The organism is Streptomyces sp. NPDC020884 (assembly GCF_044333935.1).
Taxonomy (GTDB): Bacteria; Actinomycetota; Actinomycetes; order Streptomycetales; family Streptomycetaceae; genus Streptomyces.
This window is the reverse complement of the sequence record NZ_JBIRRY010000003.1, coordinates 8,745-28,876: the sequence shown is the minus strand read 5'-3', so window position 1 is coordinate 28,876 and position 20,132 is coordinate 8,745. Positions and strand designations below refer to the sequence as shown.

The window sequence follows — 20,132 nt, the reverse complement described above, 5'->3', positions numbered from 1 at the left end:
CGCTGCGACCCGTATCGTCGCAGGTCAACAGGGGTGTGCCCGGATCAGTCCGTCGGGCCGTCGTCGGCCGTGCAGCCCATCGGCTCGACCGCGGTCGCCCGGGACCGGGTCACCACCCTCACGACCTCGTCGATCCGGTCCTCGGCCCGGTCGAACCGGACCTCCTTGCGGCCCACCTCGGAGCCGTCCTCGCTGAGCGCCCGCACCAGGCAGTAGCCGTGCCCCTCACGGTCCTTGCGGACCTCCAGGTGCACATCGGCCCGGGTGTCGGAGACGATCTTGAACTTGATCATCTCGGCGCTGATGCCCTGGCCGCCCACATAGCCGAACCCGATCCACCCGATCACGCCGAGCAGAGCGACGCCCAGGACCGATCCGACGATCTTCAGCTTGCGGTCCGCACGCTGATCCTCGGTCCGGCCGTACCGCCCCTCGGGCGCAGCCTCGCGAACCGCCGTCATGATCGTTCCCTCCGGACCTGGCATCGAGGAATTTTCCGGCCCCTCGGTCAGTCACTATAGAAGCCGCCCGCCCGTCACCCGACCGCGCCCCACACAGACGTCGCGCGGGCCGGCACCTCTGAGACAGAGACCGGATCGACCAGAGCGACCAATGACTGAGGATCGAGCTTTGACTGAGCAGCTGCGGCTGATGGCCGTTCACGCCCACCCCGACGACGAGTCGAGCAAGGGCGCGGCCACCATGGCCAAGTACGTGTCCGAGGGGGTGGACGTGCTGGTCGTGACCTGCACGGGAGGCGAGCGCGGCTCCATCCTCAACCCGAAGCTCCAGGGCGACGCGTACATCGAGAAGAACATCCACGAGGTCCGCAAGAAGGAGATGGACGAGGCCCGCGAGATCCTGGGCGTCCAGCAGGAGTGGCTCGGCTTCGTCGACTCGGGGCTGCCCGAGGGCGACCCGCTGCCGCCGCTGCCCGACGGCTGCTTCGCCCTGGAGGACCCGGAGACCGCCGCGGGGCGCCTGGTGGCGAAGATCCGCGCGTTCCGGCCGCAGGTCATCACCACGTACGACGAGAACGGCGGCTACCCGCACCCCGACCACATCATGACGCACACGATCTCGATGATCGCGTTCGACGGTGCGGCCGACGCGGAGCGGTTCCCCGAGGACGAGTTCGGCCCGGTCTGGGCGCCGCAGAAGCTCTACTACAACCAGGGCTTCAACCGGCCGCGCACCGTCGCGCTGCACGAGGCGCTCCTCTCCCGCGGCCTGGAGTCGCCGTACGGCGAATGGCTGGAGCGCTGGAAGGAGTTCGAGCGCGTGGAGCGGACGCTGACCACGCACGTTCCCTGCGATGAGTTCTACGAGATCCGCGACAAGGCGCTCATCGCGCACGCCACGCAGATCGACCCCGAGGGCGGCTGGTTCCGGGTCCCGATGGACATCCAGCGCGAGGTCTGGCCGACCGAGGAGTACGAGCTGGCGAAGTCTCTGGTCGATACCTCCCTCCCCGAGAGCGACCTCTTCGCGGGCATCCGCGACAATGCCTGATATGCACGCGACCCAGGCACTGACGCACCTCGTCCCGCTCGCCGCCGAAGAGCTCGACAAGAACAAGGTCACCCCCGGCGTCCTCGGCTTCCTCGTCTTCGCGGCGCTCGCCGTCGGCGTGTGGCTGCTGATGAAGTCGATGAACCGCCACATGGGCAAGGTCAACTTCGAGGAGGCCCCGGACCCGGACGCGAAGCCGGCCAAGGCCGCGAAGCCGGCCGAGTCCGCCGAGTCCGCGGAGCCCGCAGGGAACGGGGCGGGCACCGCCCGGAAGTAGCCCCCGCGGGGCGCGCGTACGAGCAGGGCGTCCGGCCCCGGTGCCGGACGCCCTCCCGGTCACGGCTGTGCCGTCACGGCCGGGCCGGCTCCGTCGCGACGCCCATGATCTCGCCCGCGCGGCGCGTCGGCGTGAGCCCGAGCCGCCACGCCTGCCAGCCGTCCTCCAGGTCCACACCCCGCTCCAGGGCCACCGCGAACGCCGCCGCGGACTGCTCCAGCTTCCCGTCCCGCGCCGGGTGCCGGGCCTCGATCAGCTCGGCCAGCTCCTGCTGGGCCACCACCGTGCCCACCTCGCTGCCCCCGGGCGAGGCATACGGCAGCAGCGTGCAGTGCAGGAACCGGGCCCAGTCGCCGCCCCGCGCGTCCCCGTACGAGGCGAACAGCTCGGCCGCCTCCCCGCACAGCTCCAGCGCCTGCGGCGCGCGCCCGTTGCCCGCGTCGATCAACGCCAGCTCCACGCACGCCCACGCCTCCCCGTACGGCACCTTGATCCGCCGGAAATCGGCCCGCGCGTCCATCAGCAGCTGCCGGGCGAACCCCGAATTGCGCAGGTTGCCCGTCTGCGCGGCCCGCTGGTCCCGGGTCACCCGGCCCGAATGGTGCCGGGCGCAGGCCAGCCCGTACACGTCCCGCATCCGGGAGAACATCGTGCGCGCCCGCTCCAGCTCGCGCACCGCCTGATCGGTGTCCCCGTCCTCCTCCAGCGCCTGGCCCAGGTAGTACAGGGTCCACGCCTCACCGCGCGCGTCCTCGTTGTCCCGGTGCCGCTCCAGCGCCTCGCGCAACTGCTCCCGAGCGGCCGCCGGATCCCCCTCCAGCAGGCGGGCCCGCGCCAACTGCGTCAGCGCCCACGCCTCACCGCGTTCGTCGCGGGTGCGCCCGTACAGCTCCAGAGCGGTGTTCAGCGCCGCCTCGGCCGGGGCCACCTCGCCCGTCCGCAGCCGCACCTGCCCCAGCTGGAACTGCGTCCACGCCTCCCCGTGCAGCGACTCGCCCTCCCGGTGGAGGCGCAGCGCGTCGTCCAGCAGCATGAGCGCCTTCGCCAGATCACCCCGGTCACGCTCCACGGCGGCCAGGGCGTGCAGGCTCCAGGCCCGGTCCTCGGCCTGCGCCCGGGAGGACTGCAGGGCCAGCGCCTCGCCCAGCCGGGCCGCCGCCTCGGTCAGATTGCCCTGGTGGTGCAGGGTGATGCCGAGCGAGCAGAGGGCCAGCGCCTCGCCCGCGTCGTTCTGCGCCTCGTGGTAGAGGCCGACGACGGAGGACAGCGTGGTGCGGGCCTTGTCCAGCTCGCCGAGCTGCCGGGCCGCGATGCCCGTACGCCACTGCACCGACCGCTCCAGCAGCCCCTGGTCCACGGCCTGCGTCAGCTCGCTGATCTCACCCAGGCGGTACAGGTCGCCGCGCAACAGGCAGTAGTCGCACAGAGCGCCCAGCAGATGCAGCACCGTGCCCTGGTCGACGCCCTCCGCGTGCCGCAGCGCCGCCGTGATGAAGCTCGACTCGTCGTCCAGCCAGCGCAGCGCCGAGTCCAGCGAACCGAAGCCGTGCGAGCCGAACTGCCCCGCACGGGTCGACATCTTGCCGTCGACCATCCGGATCACCGCGTCGGCCAGCTCCGCGTAGTTCCTCAGCAGCCGCTCCTGGGCCGCCGTCCGCTCGGCCGGCTCCTCCTCGTCCAGCAGCCGGGCCAGCGCGAAGGCCCGCACCAGATCGTGCAACCGGTAGCGAGACCCTCGTACGCGGGTGAGCAGCCCGGCCCGCGCCAGCACGGTGAGCAGCCGCTCCGCCTCCTGCTCGTCCGCCGCGAGCAGCGAGGCCGCCGCCGCCGCGCCGAGGCTCGCCCGGCCCGCCAGCGCGAGCCGCCGCAGCAGCCGCCGGGCCCCTTCGCCCTGGTCGGTGTAGCGCAGCCACAGGGCCCGCTCCACCGGGTCCACCGGGCCGTACGCGCCCAGATCCGCCGCCAGCGTGTGCCGGCTACGGGCCCCGAGCGCGGAACCGGCCACCCGCAGCGCCAGCGGCAGCCCGCCGCACAGCTCCACGACCGTGTCCGTGGACGGGTAGTCGTAGGGCCCGGTCTCCTCCTCCTCGGCCACCTCGCGCAGCAGCTCCTCCGCGCCCGCCGCGTCCAGCGGCCCGACCGGCAGCCGGTGCACCCAGGCCGGCAGGTCCTCGGGCAGCTCCAGCGGCTCCCGGGCGGTGACGATCACCAGACTGTCCGAGCGCTCCGGCACCAGGGTGCGCACCTGCTCGGCGTCCGTCGCGTCGTCGAGCACGATCGTGACCGGTGTCCCCGTGAGGTGCTGGTGGTACAGCTCGCCGAGCCGCCGCACCTGCTGCTCGGCCGAAGCGCCCTCCCGGAACAGCAGTTGCTCACGCGGCGCGCCCAGCCGGTTCAGCAGGTGCAGCAGGGCGTCCCGGGTCCGCAGCGGGCTCTCCCCGGCCACCTGGCCGCGCAGATCGACCACGCACGCGCCCCGGAACTGGTCCTTGAGCGCATGGGCGGCCCGCACCGCGAGCGCGGTCCGCCCGGACCCCGGCTCGCCGTGCAGCACGACGACGGTGGGCCGGGTCCGGGTGGAGGCGCGGGCCGCGTGCACCCACTGGGCGATCTGCGCCAGCTCGGCCCGCCTGCCGGTGAACGGCCCCTCCGCGTGCGGCAGATGGCCGAAGGACTGCTCCAGCACCACCCGGGTCCGCGCCGCCGCGCTGCGGTCGCCGCCGCGCAACTGCCGTACCACCGGGGCGGTCTGCTTCTTCGGGGCGCGGGTGGCCGGGGTCAGCATCCGCTGCTGGTCCAGATACGGGCGGATGCCCCGCACCTCCAGGGCGGTCAGCCACTGGAGCCGCAACTGCTCGGCCCCGCCCGGCTGTCCGGCCGCCCCGGCGCGACGGTGGGCGGCGGGCCAGTGCGAGGCAGTCACCTTCGCCACGGTCGTCGCCGTGCCGGCCACCGCGACGGCCGCGCCCGCGCCGAACGCCAGGCCGGTGTTCGCGCCGAGCGCCAGGTCGGCGCCGAACGCCGCCGCAGCGGCAACACCCGTCACCAGCAGGGGTGTTCCGAGTGTCGCCCGGCTGAAGCGCTCCGCGAGCGGGCGGTCTCCCGCCGCCACCGAGTCCAGCGCCTGGGTGTACGCGGCGTACTCCTCGCCCGCACCGGCGGCCATGGTGTCGAGCGCGGCCCGTGCCCGCGCCATCAGCGCACCGGCGTCCGTCCGGCCCCCGGTGCGCCGCGACTCCTCCTCCACGGCGCGCACCAACAGCCTCTCGGCTTCCGCCCGATGGCTGTCCCGCATCTGAGTCCCCCTCCGAGAGCTGCTTCCCGAGCATCCGTCGCCGGGCGTCAGTGACCCGGCGTCAGGATCAAGTGTCCTGCGTACGGCGCTCCGGCGCGAGGGCCACCGGGCAAGGGGACGGTCAAGGAAGGTCGGGCGGGCGACCGACCCGGGGTGCTCCGGCGGCGTTCGGGGGGCGTTCCGGGGACCTTTGGCGGCGTCGGGCGGCCGTTGCGGCGGCGTCGGTCGCTCGCCCGCCGTATACGGTCACGCCGTGCGCGGGGCCCCTGGTCCGCGAGGGCCGGGATCCCCGTGGCGGGGCTCGGCGACGGCCGGTTCCGCTGGGCAGAGCGCCGGGGACGGTGCGCCTCGCTCCCCCCGGAGCACTCACCTCCTGGCGGGCCGGATATCCGTGTGGAGGGCAACTTTCAGCCACACACCAGGAGCTGGGTGAGATCCCTGATCCCAGGACCGAGCCGACCGATCCGCGCACCCCGGACGACCGCCGCACGGGGTGATCGCGCAAGGTGCCGGCCTCGCCCCGTGCCTGTTCATCGGCGAGGTGGCCGTGATCAAGCCCAGCGGCAAGGCCCACCGCCTGTCCTGGGGAATTACCCGTCGCGCGCGACATATCCCTCAGCAGGCAATTCGTTCACTACGCACACTGTGCGCCCTGATACGCACCCCTCGGGAAAATCGTCCGAAAATCGCGGCCCCGCATCATTGCGTCCCACCCGTTGGACAACGTCGGTCGAACTGTCCCGAGTTAATCCATTGCTGACGTGCTGTCAACCCAATGGTGGTGGTGCCGACTGACTTGATCTGACACGATCGAAAATGGCCATCCGTTACGGTGGAGAGGTGTCGACGGATGGCAAGTCCGCTTCAGTTCCCTGCGTATTGCCGAGATTTATCGGTAGGAAAAGCGCAGAGGTGCTCTGAAGTGGCCAAACGGTCGGCGAGCGCAGGATTTTCGACTGCGAGCGGAGTCACAGCGTGATACGGGGGAAGATCGACATGAGTTTGACGGGCAGACGGGCCGAACGGTCGGATTCATGCGTGATCACGGAGGAGTGCGACGAGGGCACCGCCGTCCGGCGACTGATCCGCAGGAGCCGACGCTCCCTGACCGTCACCCTCACCGGGCCCGGCCGGTTCACCGAAGCCGTCCTCCAGCACCTCGCCCTCACCCCGCACCCCGTCGCCGTCCAGATCCTGTGCGTCGCCGGCTTCGCCGACGACCTGGCCAAACGCCTCGGCGAGATCCCCGCCCCGTACCGCGACATCCGCGTCTCCGACAGCGAACTGCGCGGCGTCCTGGTGGCCGACGGCGTCACCGCACTCGTCCCGGGACCCGCCGGACCGGCCGTCATCGACGACCTGGCCGCCGTGCGCGCCCTGCACCTGCTCTTCACTCAGGCCTGGTCCAGCGGCCGCCCGCTCGCCGACCGGCAGCGCCCCAGTGCGCGACTGCACACCGAACTCGTCCAGGACATCCTGCAGCGGATGCGCGAGGGCCACACCGACGAAGTCGCCGCACGCGCCATCAACGTCTCACTGCGCACCTACCGGCGCCACGTCGCCGAGATCATGCGCGAGCTCGACGCCAACTCCCGCTTCCAGGCCGGAGCGCGAGCGGTCGAGTACGGCCTGCTCCCAGCCTGAGCAAGACATCACCAGGAGCCCCGCGGGGCCCAGGGGTCCAGGGGCGCGGGGAGCGACGAAACAGGTCGAAGGACCGGGGGGAAGTATGTCCACAACGCACAAAATCGCACTGGAACAAGCACTGTCCGAACTACGGGCGCTCACCGCACGGACCGACATCGCACCGGACGCCGACGGCGAACGGCAGGTACTGGCAACCCCGGTGGCCAGCACCTGGCCCGCACTCCTCGACACCGCCCGGAGCCTGGTCGGCGAAGCCACCCGCAGCATCGACATGGTGGACGCGCGCCGGTCCAGCCTCTGGGAATCGGCCCCCTGCCTGACGGGCCGGGCCAAGCGGGAGGCGCACGGCGCCGCGTCGGGCGTCTCCGTACGCCTCCTGACCATCCCGCCCCAACTCGACGACGCCCCCCTGCGGGACCCGTGGGGCGCCGTCGTCCCCTCGGCGGTCCGCGGCGGCCGGATGCCACCGCTTCAGGCCCTCGTCGTGGACGGCCGCGCGGCCCTCGTGGTGACCGAATCCGAAACCGGCGCCAGATCCTCGGTCATCCGCACACCGGAAGTCCTCAACACCATCTGCTCGCTCTTCGAGAGCGTCTGGTCCGACGCGGACCCCGCCCACCGGACCATCGTCTTCGGCGACGGCGAACGCACCGCCCTGGCCCGCCGGATACTCGGCCACCTGCACGCAGGCGTCACGGACGAGGTCGCCGCCCGCGAACTCACCGTCTCGGTACGAACCTACGGACGCTACGTCGCGGAGATCATGACGCTGCTCGGCGCCAACTCCCGCTTCCAGATGGGCGTACGCGCCGCTGAACTCGGCCTGATCCCCACCCCGCGCCGCGCCGCGCCGATCGAGGGGGGAACCAGAGTCAGGACCGGGGCCGGAGAAGAGGAAGCGGGCGGGGTTCACCCGGCCGAGGCGTCCGCCTCGGCCCGCCGGCGTACGGCATAGAGCTGGCGGGTCAGCAGAGCGGCATGCGCCCCCGACCCGATGACGAGCCGGCCGTACGCCCGGCCCGTCACCCCCGGGAACGTCGCATACGTACGCGCGCTGAGCAGCGTCCCGCCCGGCCGCTCGGCCAGGGCGAAGACCAGCGCGTAACGGGAGTACCGGTGGCGGCCGGCGAACCGGACCAACCGCTCCGGCACCGACTCCGCCACCGCGAAACCGGGCAGCGTCGAACCCTCGGCGAGCGGCTCCCCGGCGCTGCGCCGGGGATCGGCAGCCACCAGATGCCCGTACACCCCGGTCACCGACGCCATCGAGCCACCACCGCCGTACGCCCGTGAGAGCGCCCGCCATACGGCGGCGGCGGATGCCTTCACCAGTACGGAGTGTTCGTCCACGAACGGCAGGTCCTCGAGAGGCAGATCCTCGGACGGCCCGTCCTGGTGCGGCCCTTCCTTGGACGGCCTTTCGCCGGACGGCCCGTCCTGGTGCGACCCGTCCGCGGGCGCGGGCTCGGGCTCGCTGTCGGAGGTGGGTTCGGCCTCGCGGTCGGAGGTGGATTCGGCGTCGGGTTCGTCGGCAGGTTCGGCCCGCCGTGCGGAGTCGCTCATGTCGCTCAGACGGCTTCGGAGAGAAGGTCGCCGCGGTGGTCGGCGAGGTGGTCGGCGATCGCCTCCGCCCAACGGCGGTACCCGATCGCCCCCGGATGGAAGCCGTCCCGCGCGAAGAACTCCGGTCCCATCGGCAGCAGCACGTCCGCGCCGATCCAGGTCACCCGCTCCCGCTCGGCGCACACCCGCCGGGACGCCACATCGAGGGCGGCCGCCTGCTCGGCGAGGAAACGCCCCAGCATCCCCGGCAGCGACGGCACCGACGCGAACGGCGGGGTCCCGGCCACCACCACATGCTCGGCCTGCCCCGCCAGATGATCGACGACCGCCCCGAGGTCGTCCGCCCAGTCCTGCGGCGAACGGCGCACCAGCACGTCGTTCACGCCGACGAGCAGCGTCGCCACGTCCAGATCGCCGCCCAGCTCGGGCATCAGCCGGTGGCGGACCCGGCGCAGCGTGGCACCGTACTCCCCGACCACCTGCCAGCCGACGGGCCGCCCGGTCCGCTCGGCGAGCAGCCCGGCCAGCAGCGCCGGAAACGCCTCTGCCTGCGTGTCCACCCCGCAACCCGCCGCCGTCGATTCACCCAGGACACCGATCCGCATCGGCGCCCCTGCACCGTCCCCCTCGGTCCCTTCGGTGGGACCCGCGGCCGGGGGAATCCGCTCGGTCTTCGATCGCACCCACAGCCCTTGCGCGGCGACGATGGGCAGCAGGAGGGGATTCATGGGGGGTTGTCCTCGTCATTAGGGGTCGCCGGGGTGAGGGAAGAGTCTCCGGAGAGCACGGAGAGGCGACGGCCCCCGGCCCCCGCCACCAAAATCCACACCGAGGGGCCACGCACGGACGACCGGCGCACCGAACGCCGGACACCGCATCGGCTCGTCCTGGTCCGCGCCGGCGGGCCGGCCGGCTCACGCCCGCGATCCCGCGACGACGGCGCTCAGCCCTCATGGCTGAAGCATGGCAGCAGCAACTACCCACTATCAAGGGCATCCGGCCGGCCGGCGCGCTCGTATGGCGCGACCTCGGCGTTTACCCGAAGGTTGGCAGTTTCTGGACAGCCCCCTATCCGGACCGGAACAGCGGCCTAGCCTCCCGTCGAGTACGACCTGCGACTGCATTGACGACGGAGGAGTGCCATGACGGGGGCCGATCGACAGCAGATCGCGATCGTGGGGATGGCGTCCCGGACGCCGGGGGCTGCGGGGACCGACGAGTTCTGGCAGCTCCTGCGCCACGGGCACGACGCGATCCGCGACCGCGACACCAACCGGCCCCACGGCCCCGAGCGCGGCGGATTCATCGAGGACGTCGAGGAGTTCGACGCGGACTTCTTCAACATGTCCCCGCGCGAAGCCACCGCGGCTGACCCGCAGCAACGGCTCGCGCTGGAACTGGCCTGGCACGGGCTGGAGGACGCGGGCATCGTCGGCGGCCCGAAGACCGGGGTCTTCCTCGGCGTCATGTCCGCCGACTACGCGGACCTGGTGGCGATGGCGGGCGTCGACGAGGTCACCCGTCACACCCTCACCGGCCTCGGCCGCTCCCTGGTCGCGAACCGCGTCTCGCACACCCTGGGCCTGTCGGGCCCGAGCATGACGGTCGACACCGGCCAGTCGTCCTCGCTCGTCGCCGTACACCTCGCCTGCGAGAGCCTGCGCAACGGCGACTCCGAGATCGCGCTCGCCGGTGGCGTCCACCTCAATGTCTCCCCGCTCAGCACGGCCGTCGTCGAGGCCGCGGGCGCACTGTCCCCCGACGCGAAGAGCTACGTCTTCGACGAGCGCGCCAACGGATACGTACGGGGCGAGGGCGGCGGCCTGGTCGTGCTCAAGCCGCTCGCGCGCGCCCTCGCGGACGGCGACCACGTGTATGCCGTCATCGAAGGCAGCGCCGTCGCCGCCGGCACCGGAGAGGGCGGTCTGACCGTCCCGAGCGCCTCCGCCCAGCAGCGCACGATCACCGAGGCCCTGGAGCGGTCCGGCGTCACCTCCTCTCAGGTGCAGTACGTGGAACTCCACGGCACCGGCACCCCGGTCGGCGACCCGATCGAGGCGGAGGGCCTGGGCGCCGCGTACCAGCGCACGAACAGCGCCGACGCGCTCGTGGTCGGCTCGGTCAAGACGAACATCGGGCACCTGGAGGGCGCAGCGGGCGTCGTGGGCCTGATCAAGACGGCCCTCTGCATCGACCACCGCGAACTGGTTCCCAGCCTCAACTACACCCGCCCCAACCCGCGGATCGACCTGGACGAGCTGGGGCTGCGGGTCGCCCTGGCCAACGAGCCCTGGCCGGCGAACGGCCGGCCGATCGTGGCGGGCGTGTCGTCGTTCGGCATCGGCGGGACGTGCTGCCATCTGGTGCTGAGCGGAGCCCCGGAGGTTTCGGCGGAGCCGGACGCTGAGGTGTCGGTTCCGGAGCGGCCTTCTGCGGTGGTGCTGTCGGGGAAGAGCAGGGCGGCGCTGCGGGCTCAGGCTGGTCGTCTGCGGGATCACCTGGTGACGTCTCTGGGGCTGGGTCTGGGTCTGGCTGATGTGGGTCTGTCGTCGGTGTTGACGCGGGCGCAGTTGGAGGAGCGGGCCGCGGTGGTGGCCTCGGATCGTGAGCAGTTGCTGGCGGGGTTGGCGGCTCTGGCTGATGGTGTGCCGGCTGCTGGTGTGGTGGAGGGTCGTGCTGGGTCTGGGCGTACGGCGTTCCTGTTCACGGGGCAGGGTGCGCAGCGTGCCGGGATGGGTGTGGAACTCGCTGCTTCCTATCCGGTGTTCGCAGAGGCGTTGGAGGCTGTCTGCGCGGAGCTGGATCCGCTGCTGGGCCGTTCGCTGCACGGGCTGCTGGTGGCGGAGGAGGGTTCGGCCGATGCCGACCTCCTCAATGCGACGGAGTTCACGCAGGCCGCGCTGTTCGCGGTCGAGGTGGCGTTGTTCCGCCTGGTGGAGTCTCTGGGCATGCGCCCGGATTATCTGATCGGGCATTCGGTCGGTGAGCTGGTGGCGGCGCATGTGGCTGGGGTGTTGTCCCTGGCGGATGCGTGTGTGCTGGTGGTGGCGCGTGGTCGGTTGATGGGTGCGCTGCCGGCGGGTGGCGGTATGGCTGCTGTCCAGGCCACTGAAGAAGAGGTTGCGGGGTCTCTGGCCGGGTTTGAGGGCCGTTTGGAGATCGCGGCGCTGAATGGTCCGCGGTCGGTGGTGGTGTCGGGTGATCTGGACGCGCTGGACGAGTGGTTGCCGCAGTGGAAGGACCGTAAGACGACGCGTCTGCGGGTGAGTCATGCGTTCCACTCGCCGCGCATGGAGCCCATGCTCGACGAGTTCCGGGTGGTGGCTGAAGGGTTGTCTTTCAGTGAGCCGCACATTCCGGTTGTTTCGAATGTGACGGGCGCGGTGGTTTCTTCGGAGCTGACCGATCCGTCCTATTGGGTGAATCATGTCCGGCGGGCTGTGCGTTTCACCGATGGTGTGCGCCTGCTTGAGCGTGAGGGTGTGACCCGGTTCCTGGAGCTGGGGCCGGATGCGGTGTTGACCTCGCTGGTCCGGCAGACGGTGGACGAGGATTCCGCGGTGGCCGTCTCGGCGCTGCGGACGGGTAGGGCAGAGGCGGAGACCTTTGCCGCGTTCCTCGCTCAGGCGCATGTCGCGGGTGTGGGGATCGACTGGGAGGCGTTCTACGCCGGGACCGGCGCGCGACGCGTTCCCCTGCCCACGTACGCCTTCCAGCGCGAACGCTACTGGCTTGCGTCGGCTGACGACATCGCGGATTCGGCAGCCTCAGGGGCGGGCACCGACGCGCTCTTCACCGTCGCGTGGGTCGCTGCACAGGACGCGGTGCGTTCGGTGGAACGGCTAGCTGTACTGGGCGAGTTGGCGGCGCCGGGCGAGCGGTTCGCGGATCTGGACGCGCTGGAGTCGGCCGTCGCCGCGGGTGCCGCAGTGCCGGAAGCGGTGCTGGTCGACGTCACGGCGGCGGGCGGGGGCGGTGCCTCGGCCGCGCGGGAGGTGACCGCGAACACGCTGGAGCTGCTGCAGCGCTGGGTGCGGAGCGAGGCCCTCGCTGAGTCGCGGCTCGTGGTGGTGACGCGCCAAGGCGTGGCAGTGGGGGAGGAGTCTCCGGATCTGGCGCTGGCGCCGGTGTGGGGTCTGGTGCGCAGCGCGCAGTCCGAGAACCCGGACCGGTTCGTGCTGGTGGATGTTGAGGGTGAGGTTCCGGAGTGGGGTGCGCTGGCCACTCTGGAGGAGCCGCAGCTCGCGGTGCGGGGTGGTGTGTGCCTGGCGCCGAGGTTGGTCCGTGCGTCTGAGGGTGCTGGGGCGGAGGCTCCGGAGTTCGACCCGGACGGGACGGTTCTGATCACGGGCGGTACGGGTGGTCTGGGCGCACTCTTCGCCCGGCACCTGGCCGAACAGCGCGGTGTGCGCCGCCTGTTGTTGGCAAGTCGGCGTGGTGCCGAGGCGCCCGGGGTCACCGACCTGGTCGCCGGGCTCGAGGCCGTCGGCTGCCAGGTGCGGGTGGCGGCGTGTGATGTCTCCTCACGCGACCAACTGGCGTCGCTGCTCTCCTCATTGGATGCGCCGCTGACTGCTGTGATTCATGCGGCGGGTGTGGTGGATGACGGTGTTCTGGAGTCGTTGACCGCTGAGCAGGTGGAGCGGGTGATGCGTCCGAAGGTGGATGCGGCGCTGCATCTGCACGAGCTGACGGCGGAGATGGACCTGTCGGCGTTCGTGCTGTTCTCGTCGGTGGCGGCGCTGATCGGGAGCCCCGGTCAGGGCAACTACGCGGCCGCGAACTCTGCGCTCGACGCTCTGGCGGCGCACCGCCGGGCGCAGGGTCTGCCGGCCACATCGCTGGCGTGGGGTCTGTGGGCGGATGCCTCCGGTATGGCCGGTGGCCTGAACGAGGCGGGGCCGGCGCGGTGGGAGCGGATGGGTGTGGCTGCCCTCTCCGCCGAGCTGGGGCTGGGGCTGTTCGATCGGGCTCTGCGGGTGGGCGTGTCTCTGGTTGTGCCGGTGCGCCTGGATCTTGCGGCGTTGCGGGTGCAGGCGCGTTCCGGGTTGCTCCCGGCTCTGCTGCGGGGCCTGGTGCGGGTGCCGAAGCAGTCGGCCGGGGCGGGCAGTTCGCTGGCTGAGCGTCTGGTGGGTGTGCCGGAGTCCGACCGTGAGCGGGTGGTGCTGGACCTGGTCCTGGTCCAGGTCGCTGCGGTGCTCGGTCATGCCACGTCTGCTGCGATCGCTCCCGACCGTGCGTTCAAGGAGCTGGGTTTCGACTCGCTGGGTGGGGTCGAGCTGCGCAACCGGCTGACGCAGGCGAGTGGCATGCGGCTGCCCTCGACGCTGGTCTTCGACCACCCGTCGCCTGCCGCCGTGGCGCGCTATCTGCTGGCTGAGGTCGGTGGGGATGTCGCTGCGGAGAAGCGGCCGGTGGTCCGGGCGTCGTCCCGGGTCGATGAGCCCCTCGCGATTGTGGGGATGAGCTGCCGGTATCCGGGTGGGGTGTCCTCGCCCGCTGAGTTGTGGGAGCTGGTCTCCCAGGGCCGGGACGCGGTGTCGGGGCTTCCCGAAGACCGTGGCTGGGACCTGGAGCGGTTGTACGACCCGGATCCGGAGCGGGTCGGCACGGTGTACACGCGGGGCGGCGGCTTCATCGACGACGTTGCTGATTTCGACGCGGGGTTCTTCGGGATCAGTCCGCGTGAGGCCTTGGCGATCGATCCGCAGCAGCGGTTGGTGCTGGAGGCGGCCTGGGAGGCCGTCGAGGACGCGGGCATCGACCCGACCTCGCTGCGCGGCACGGAGACGGGAGTCTTCTGCGGCGTCATGTCGATGGAGGGCTACGACGGTGCGATGCCGCCGGAGCTGGAAGGCTTCCGGCTGACGGGTACGACGTCGAGCGTGGTGTCGGGCCGGGTGGCCTACAGCCTGGGGCTCGAGGGTCCGGCGATCTCGGTGGACACCGCGTGCTCGTCGTCGCTGGTCGCACTGCATATGGCGGCCCAGGCGCTGCGCGCAGGCGACTGCTCCATGGCCCTGGCCGGTGGCGTGACGATCATGTCGGGCCCCTTCCTGCTCCGGGAGTTCAGTCGTCAGCGTGGTCTTGCCCCGGATGGTCGGTGCAAGTCGTATGCGGCGGGTGCGGACGGGACGGGGTTCTCGGACGGGCTTGGTCTGTTGGTGCTGGAGCGGTTGTCGGACGCGCGGCGTCTTGGGCACCGTGTGCTGGGTGTGATGCGTGGGAGTGCGGTTAATCAGGATGGTGCGAGTAATGGTCTGACGGCTCCGAATGGTCCGTCGCAGGAGCGGGTGATTCGTCAGGCTCTGGCTAATGCGGGTCTGACGGCTGCTGAGGTGGACGCCGTCGAGGGGCATGGGACGGGCACGCGGTTGGGTGACCCGATCGAGGCGCAGGCTTTGCTGGCGACGTACGGTCAGGAGCGCGTGGACGGTCCGCTCCGGCTGGGTTCGATCAAGTCGAACATTGGTCATACGTCGGCGGCTGCGGGTGTCGCGGGTGTGATCAAGATGGTCATGGCGATGCGTAATGACAAGCTCCCGGCCACGCTGAATGTGGATGAGCCGTCGCCGCGCATCGACTGGGAGTCTGGAGAGGTCCGCCTCCTGACGGAAGCCGAGGACTGGCCCGCGTCTGCGCGTCCCCGGCGCGCTGGTGTCTCCTCCTTCGGCGTCAGCGGAACGAACGCGCACGTGATCCTGGAGGAGGCCCCGGAGGCCCCGGCGGAGCCTGTTGTCGAGGTGTCGGTGCCGGAGCGGCCTTCTGCGGTGGTGCTGTCGGGGAAGAGCGGGGTGGCGCTGCGGGCGCAGGCGGGTCGTCTGCGGGATCACTTGGTGGCGTCCCCGGGACTGGGTCTGGCTGATGTGGGTCTGTCGTCGGTGTTGACGCGGGCGCAGTTGGAGGAGCGGGCCGCTGTGGTGGCCTCGGACCGTGAGCAGTTGCTGGCGGGGCTGGCAGCTCTGGCTGATGGTGTGCCGGCTGCTGGTGTGGTGGAGGGTCGTGCTGGTTCTGGTCGTACGGCGTTCTTGTTCACCGGACAGGGTGCGCAGCGTGCCGGAATGGGCATCGAGCTCGCCGCGTCCTATCCGGTGTTCGCGGAGGCCCTGAGTGAGGTGTGCGCGGAGCTGGATCCGTTGCTGGGTCGTTCGCTGCATGGGTTGTTGGTGGCGGAGGAGGGTTCGGCTGATGCCGATCTTCTGAATGCGACGGAGTTCACGCAGGCCGCGCTGTTCGCGGTCGAGGTGGCGTTGTTCCGTCTGGTGGAGTCTCTGGGCATGCGCCCGGATTATCTGATCGGGCATTCGGTCGGCGAGCTGGTGGCGGCGCATGTGGCTGGGGTTTTGTCCCTGGCGGATGCGTGTGCGCTGGTGGTAGCGCGTGGTCGGCTGATGGGTGCGCTGCCTGCCGGTGGCGGAATGGCTGCCGTCCAGGCGAACGAGGAAGAAGTCATCGCGTCCCTGACCGGGTTCGAGGGCCGTCTGGAGATTGCCGCCCTCAATGGTCCGCGGTCGGTGGTGGTGTCGGGTGATCTGGATGCCCTGGACGAGTGGTTGCCGCAGTGGCAGGACCGTAAGACGACTCGCCTCCGGGTGAGCCACGCGTTCCACTCACCGCGCATGGAGCCCATGCTCGACGAATTCCGTTCCGTGGCTGAGGGGTTGTCGTTCAGCGAGCCGCGCATCCCGGTCGTTTCCAACGTGTCCGGCAAGCCCGTCTCCATGGAACTCACCGACCCCGGCTACTGGGTGGACCATGTCCGCTGCGCGGTCCGTTTCACCGACGGCGTGCGCATGCTCGAACGTGAGGGTGTGACGCGGTTCCTGGAGCTGGGGCCGGATGCGGTGTTGACCGCGTTGGCCCGGCAGACCTCGGACGAGGATTCCGCCGTGTTCGCTTCGGCGCTGCGGGCGGGGAAGGCCGAGGCGGAGACCTTTGCCGCGTTCCTCGCTCAGGCGCATGTCGCGGGTGTGGGGATCGACTGGGCGGCGTTCTACGCCGGAACCGGCGCGCAGAAGGTCGAACTGCCCACGTATGCCTTCCAGCGCGAGCGCTACTGGCTCACGCCCGGCCGTAGCGCCGGGGACCTGGCCGCCGCGGGACTGGGGCAGTTGGAGCATCCGCTGCTGAGTGCGGCGGTTGCGGTGGGAGACCGCGACGAGTGGGTGTTCACCGGGCGGTTGTCCAGGGAGACCGCGCCGTGGGTGAAGGATCACGCCGTGCTGGGCACGGTACTGGTGCCCGGTACGGCGCTGGTGGAGCTGGCCATGGCGGCCGGTCGCCACGCGGGGGCACCGGTCCTTGAGGAACTCGTACTCGAAGCCCCGCTGATCCTGGACGAGAAGGCATCGGTCCAGCTCCAGGTCACCGTGGGAGACGCGGACGACGAGGGCCGCCGCGCGGTCGCCGTCTACTCCCGGCCCGAGGCCGCAGGCGATGCGGAGGCGGACGCGGTCTGCCACGGGCGGGGCACGGTGGTGCCGGCCGAGGACGCTCCGGACGCGGAGTTCCCCGCCCACTGGCCGCCTACGGGCGCCGAGCCGATCGAGGTCGATGCGCTCTACGCAGAGCTGGCGGACTCCGGATACGACTACGGCCCGGCCTTCCAGGGCGTGCGGGCTGCCTGGCGCGTCGGCGAACACGTCTACGCCGAGGTGGCCCTGGCCGATGAGCACGCCGGGACGGCGGGCGGCTTCGGCCTGCATCCGGCCCTCTTCGACGCCACGCTCCACGGTGGTCTCGGCCGGCTGGACCAGGGCGACGCATCGTCCGCCAGCCTGCCGTTCTCCTGGGCCGGTGTACGGGTGGACCGCACCGGTTCGACCCGGGTGCGGGTGCGCATCAGCACGGTGGACGAGTCGGCCCTGCGGATCGACATGGTGGGTGAGCAGGGCGAGCCCGTCGCGAGCGTGGAGAGGCTCGCCTTCCGCCCGGTGGATACCGCGCGTCTCGCGGGGGCTCAGCAGACCGGTGGCGACTCCTTGTTCCAGGTGGAGTGGGTGGTGTTGCCGGAGGCCGATGGTTCGCGGGGTGGTTCGGCGGACCGGGTCGTGGTGCTGGGTGATCTGGTGGCTCCGGGTGACCGGTTCGCGGGTGTGGGGGAGTTGGAGGCGGCGGTCGTTGCGGGTGCGGCGGTGCCGGATGTGGTGTTGGTCGAGGTCGAGGCCGAGGTCGACGCGGTGGGCAGGGAGAGCGCCGCGGTGGCCCGGGAGGTCACGGCGAGGACGTTGGAGTTGTTGCAGCGGTGGGTCGGTAGCGAGCCTCTTGCTGATGCGCGGCTTGTGATGGTGACGCGTCGGGGTGTGGCGGTGGGTGAGGAGTCTCCGGATCTGGCGTTGGCGCCGGTGTGGGGTTTGGTTCGGAGTGCTCAGTCGGAGCATCCGGGTCGGTTTGGTTTGGTTGATGTGGTGGGTGGGGTTCCGGACTGGGGTGTGGTGCTTGCGGTGGGGGAGCCGCAGGTGGCGGTGCGTGGTGGTGTCTGTGTGGTGCCTCGGTTGGGGCGTGTGGGTGCGGGTGTGGGGCCTGGTGGGTCGTGGCGTCTGGGTGTGGAGCGGAAGGGGTCGTTGGAGGGGTTGGGGGTGGTTGCTTCGGGTGGGGGGCGGCCGCTTGGTGTGGGGGAGGTGCGTTTGGGGGTTCGGGCTGCGGGTCTGAATTTCCGGGATGTGCTGATTGCGTTGGGGTTGTATCCGGGGGACGCGCCGTTGGGCAGTGAGGCGGCGGGTGTGGTGTTGGAGGTTGGTTCGGGGGTGGTGGATCTGGTTCCGGGTGATTGTGTGATGGGCCTGGTGCTGGATTCGTTCGGGCCGGTTGCGGTGGCGGATCGGCGGATGGTGGTGCGGATGCCGGAGGGGTTCTCGTTTGTTGAGGCTGCTTCGGTTCCGGTGGTGTATTTGACGGCGTTCTACGGGTTGGTGGATCTGGCGGGTCTGCGGTCGGGTGAGCGTTTGTTGGTTCATGCGGCTGCTGGTGGTGTGGGTATGGCTGCGGTGCAGTTGGGCCGGCATTTCGGGGCTGAGGTTTTCGCTACGGCGAGTGCGCCGAAGTGGGATGCGGTGCGTGGGTTGGGGGTGGACGGGGAGCGTATTGCGTCTTCGCGTGATCTGTCGTTCCGGGACCGGTTCCTGGGGGTGACGGGTGGTGAGGGTGTTGATGTGGTTCTCGATGCTCTCGCGGGTGAGTTCGTGGATGCGTCGTTGGATCTGCTGCCGCGGGGTGGCCGGTTCATCGAGATGGGCAAGGCCGATATCCGCGACCCTGAAGAGGTGGCGCGGGAACGTGCTGGGGTCCGTTATCGCGCTTTCGATCTCTTCGAGGCGGGTCCTGACCGGGTTCAGGAAATGCTGCTGGAGATTGTTGGCCTGTTCGAGCAGGGCGTGTTGCGTCATGCGCCGATTCGGGCGTGGGATGTGCGGCGGGGTGTGGAGGCTTTCCGGTTCCTGCGGGAGGGCCGTAATACGGGCAAGGTTGTCCTGACGGTTCCGCGTCCGCTCGACGTGGATGGAACGGTGCTGATCACGGGTGGCACGGGTGGTCTGGGCGCGCTCTTCGCCCGACACCTGGCCGAGCACCACGGCATACGGAACTTGCTCCTGGTCAGCCGGCGAGGCCCCGCGGCGGACGGCGTCGCCGAACTGGTCGCCGGGCTTGAAGCGGTCGGCTGTCAGGTGCGGGTGGCGGCGTGTGATGTCTCCTCACGCGACCAACTGGCTGCGCTGCTCTCCTCGTTGGATGTGCCGCTGACTGCTGTGATTCATGCGGCGGGTGTGGTGGATGACGGTGTTCTGGAGTCGTTGACCGCTGAGCAGGTGGAGCGGGTGATGCGTCCGAAGGTGGATGCGGCGCTGCATCTGCATGAGCTGACGGCGGGGATGGACCTCTCGGCGTTCGTGCTGTTCTCGTCGGTGGCGGCGCTGATCGGGAGTCCTGGTCAGGGCAACTACGCGGCGGCGAACGCGGTTCTTGATGCTCTGGCTGCTCATCGTAGGTCGCAGGGTCTGCCGGCTACTTCCCTTGCGTGGGGGCTGTGGGCCGAGGAGCGGAGTATGGCCGGGAGCCTGGATGAGGGCAGTGTGGCCCGGTGGGCTCGGATGGGTATTGGTGCGTTGCCGAACGGGCTTGGTCTGGAGTTGTTCGACCGGGCTCAGGGGCAGGACGCCTCGCTGGTCGTGCCGGTGTTGTTGGAGCAGGGTGCGTTGCGTGCGCAGGCGCGCTCGGGGATGCTCGCGGCGCTGCTGAGCGGGTTGGTGCGGATGCCCGCCCGCCGTGCGGAGAGCACTGGCGGTTCGCTGGCCCAGCGTCTGGTGGGTGTGTCGGAGTCCGATCGTGAGCGGGTGGTTCTGGACCTGGTCCAGGCCCAGGTGGCCGCGGTCCTCGGTCATGCCACGTCTGCCGCGATCGTGCCGGACCGGGCGTTCAAGGAGCTGGGCTTCGACTCCCTCGCCGCAGTCGAACTGCGCAACCGGCTGACGCAGGCCAGTGGGGTGCGACTGCCCTCGACGCTGGTCTTCGACCACCCGACCCCGGACGGGGTCGCGGCCTTCCTCCTGGCGGAGGTCGGCGGAGCAGACGAGAAGCGCCCCTCACCGCTTGAGGAAGAGCTGCAGAAGATCGAGGCGCTGCTGGTCCAGGTGGCGGGCGACGAGGAGCAACTCGCCACGTACGAGCCACGACTGCGCGCCTTCAGCAACCGGCTGTGGTCTGTGCTCGGCGGACCTGCGGGCCATATCGACGCCGTGGACGAAGACCCCGATGCCTTCCTCGACGGGGTGTCGGACGAAGAGATGTTTGAGTTGATCGACAAGGAGCTCGGATCGTGACCCAGGGTGCAGAGGACCAGCG

The 20,132-nt window shown here is 70.7% G+C and carries 9 protein-coding genes; 5 read left to right on the top strand and 4 right to left on the bottom strand.

Going from position 1 to position 20,132, the window contains the following annotated elements; all coding sequences use genetic code 11:
• Nucleotides 1–44: 44 nt before the first annotated feature.
• On the bottom strand, nucleotides 45–461 hold the full coding sequence (locus ACH4UK_RS10960) for a DUF4307 domain-containing protein (protein WP_398355741.1): 417 nt from the start codon (nucleotides 459–461) through the stop codon (nucleotides 45–47).
• 169 nt (nucleotides 462–630) lie between these two features.
• Between ACH4UK_RS10960 and mca the strand changes: the two genes are divergently transcribed.
• Both mca and ACH4UK_RS10950 read left to right on the top strand, forming a co-directional pair.
• Nucleotides 631–1,512, top strand: a complete 882-nt coding sequence (gene mca, locus ACH4UK_RS10955) for a mycothiol conjugate amidase Mca (RefSeq protein WP_398355740.1) — start codon at nucleotides 631–633, stop codon at nucleotides 1,510–1,512.
• A gap of 1 nt (nucleotide 1,513) precedes the next feature.
• Nucleotides 1,514–1,789 carry a hypothetical protein gene (locus tag ACH4UK_RS10950; RefSeq protein ID WP_398355739.1) on the top strand — a complete coding sequence of 92 codons (276 nt, stop codon included), beginning with the start codon at nucleotides 1,514–1,516 and terminating at the stop codon, nucleotides 1,787–1,789.
• A gap of 73 nt (nucleotides 1,790–1,862) precedes the next feature.
• On the opposite strand, the gene ACH4UK_RS10945 is transcribed toward ACH4UK_RS10950, so the two are convergent.
• The gene (locus ACH4UK_RS10945) at nucleotides 1,863–5,084 is read right to left on the bottom strand and encodes a tetratricopeptide repeat protein (RefSeq protein WP_398355738.1); all 3,222 of its coding nucleotides are present in this window, start codon (nucleotides 5,082–5,084) and stop codon (nucleotides 1,863–1,865) included.
• A 1,038-nt stretch (nucleotides 5,085–6,122) separates the two neighbouring features.
• Here ACH4UK_RS10945 and ACH4UK_RS10940 point away from each other — a divergent pair.
• Both ACH4UK_RS10940 and ACH4UK_RS10935 read left to right on the top strand, forming a co-directional pair.
• A complete protein-coding gene (locus ACH4UK_RS10940) occupies nucleotides 6,123–6,728 on the top strand; it encodes a response regulator transcription factor (protein ID WP_398355737.1) in 606 nt (201 codons plus the stop codon).
• Between the two features lie 85 nt (nucleotides 6,729–6,813).
• Nucleotides 6,814–7,686, top strand: a complete 873-nt coding sequence (locus ACH4UK_RS10935) for a LuxR family transcriptional regulator (RefSeq protein WP_398355736.1) — start codon at nucleotides 6,814–6,816, stop codon at nucleotides 7,684–7,686.
• On the opposite strand, the gene ACH4UK_RS10930 is transcribed toward ACH4UK_RS10935, so the two are convergent.
• Together ACH4UK_RS10930 and ACH4UK_RS10925 are read right to left on the bottom strand one after the other, a co-directional pair.
• Complete coding sequence (locus ACH4UK_RS10930; RefSeq protein WP_398355735.1) at nucleotides 7,641–8,294, bottom strand: hypothetical protein; 654 nt, start codon at nucleotides 8,292–8,294, stop codon at nucleotides 7,641–7,643. The genes ACH4UK_RS10935 and ACH4UK_RS10930 overlap by 46 nt on opposite strands.
• 5 nt (nucleotides 8,295–8,299) lie before the next feature.
• Nucleotides 8,300–9,022: an SGNH/GDSL hydrolase family protein gene (locus ACH4UK_RS10925; RefSeq protein WP_398355734.1), complete on the bottom strand. Its 723-nt coding sequence runs from the start codon at nucleotides 9,020–9,022 to the stop codon at nucleotides 8,300–8,302.
• A 414-nt stretch (nucleotides 9,023–9,436) separates the two neighbouring features.
• Between ACH4UK_RS10925 and ACH4UK_RS10920 the strand changes: the two genes are divergently transcribed.
• Nucleotides 9,437–20,110, top strand: a complete 10,674-nt coding sequence (locus tag ACH4UK_RS10920; RefSeq protein ID WP_398355733.1) for an SDR family NAD(P)-dependent oxidoreductase — start codon at nucleotides 9,437–9,439, stop codon at nucleotides 20,108–20,110.
• Nucleotides 20,111–20,132 lie beyond the last annotated feature (22 nt).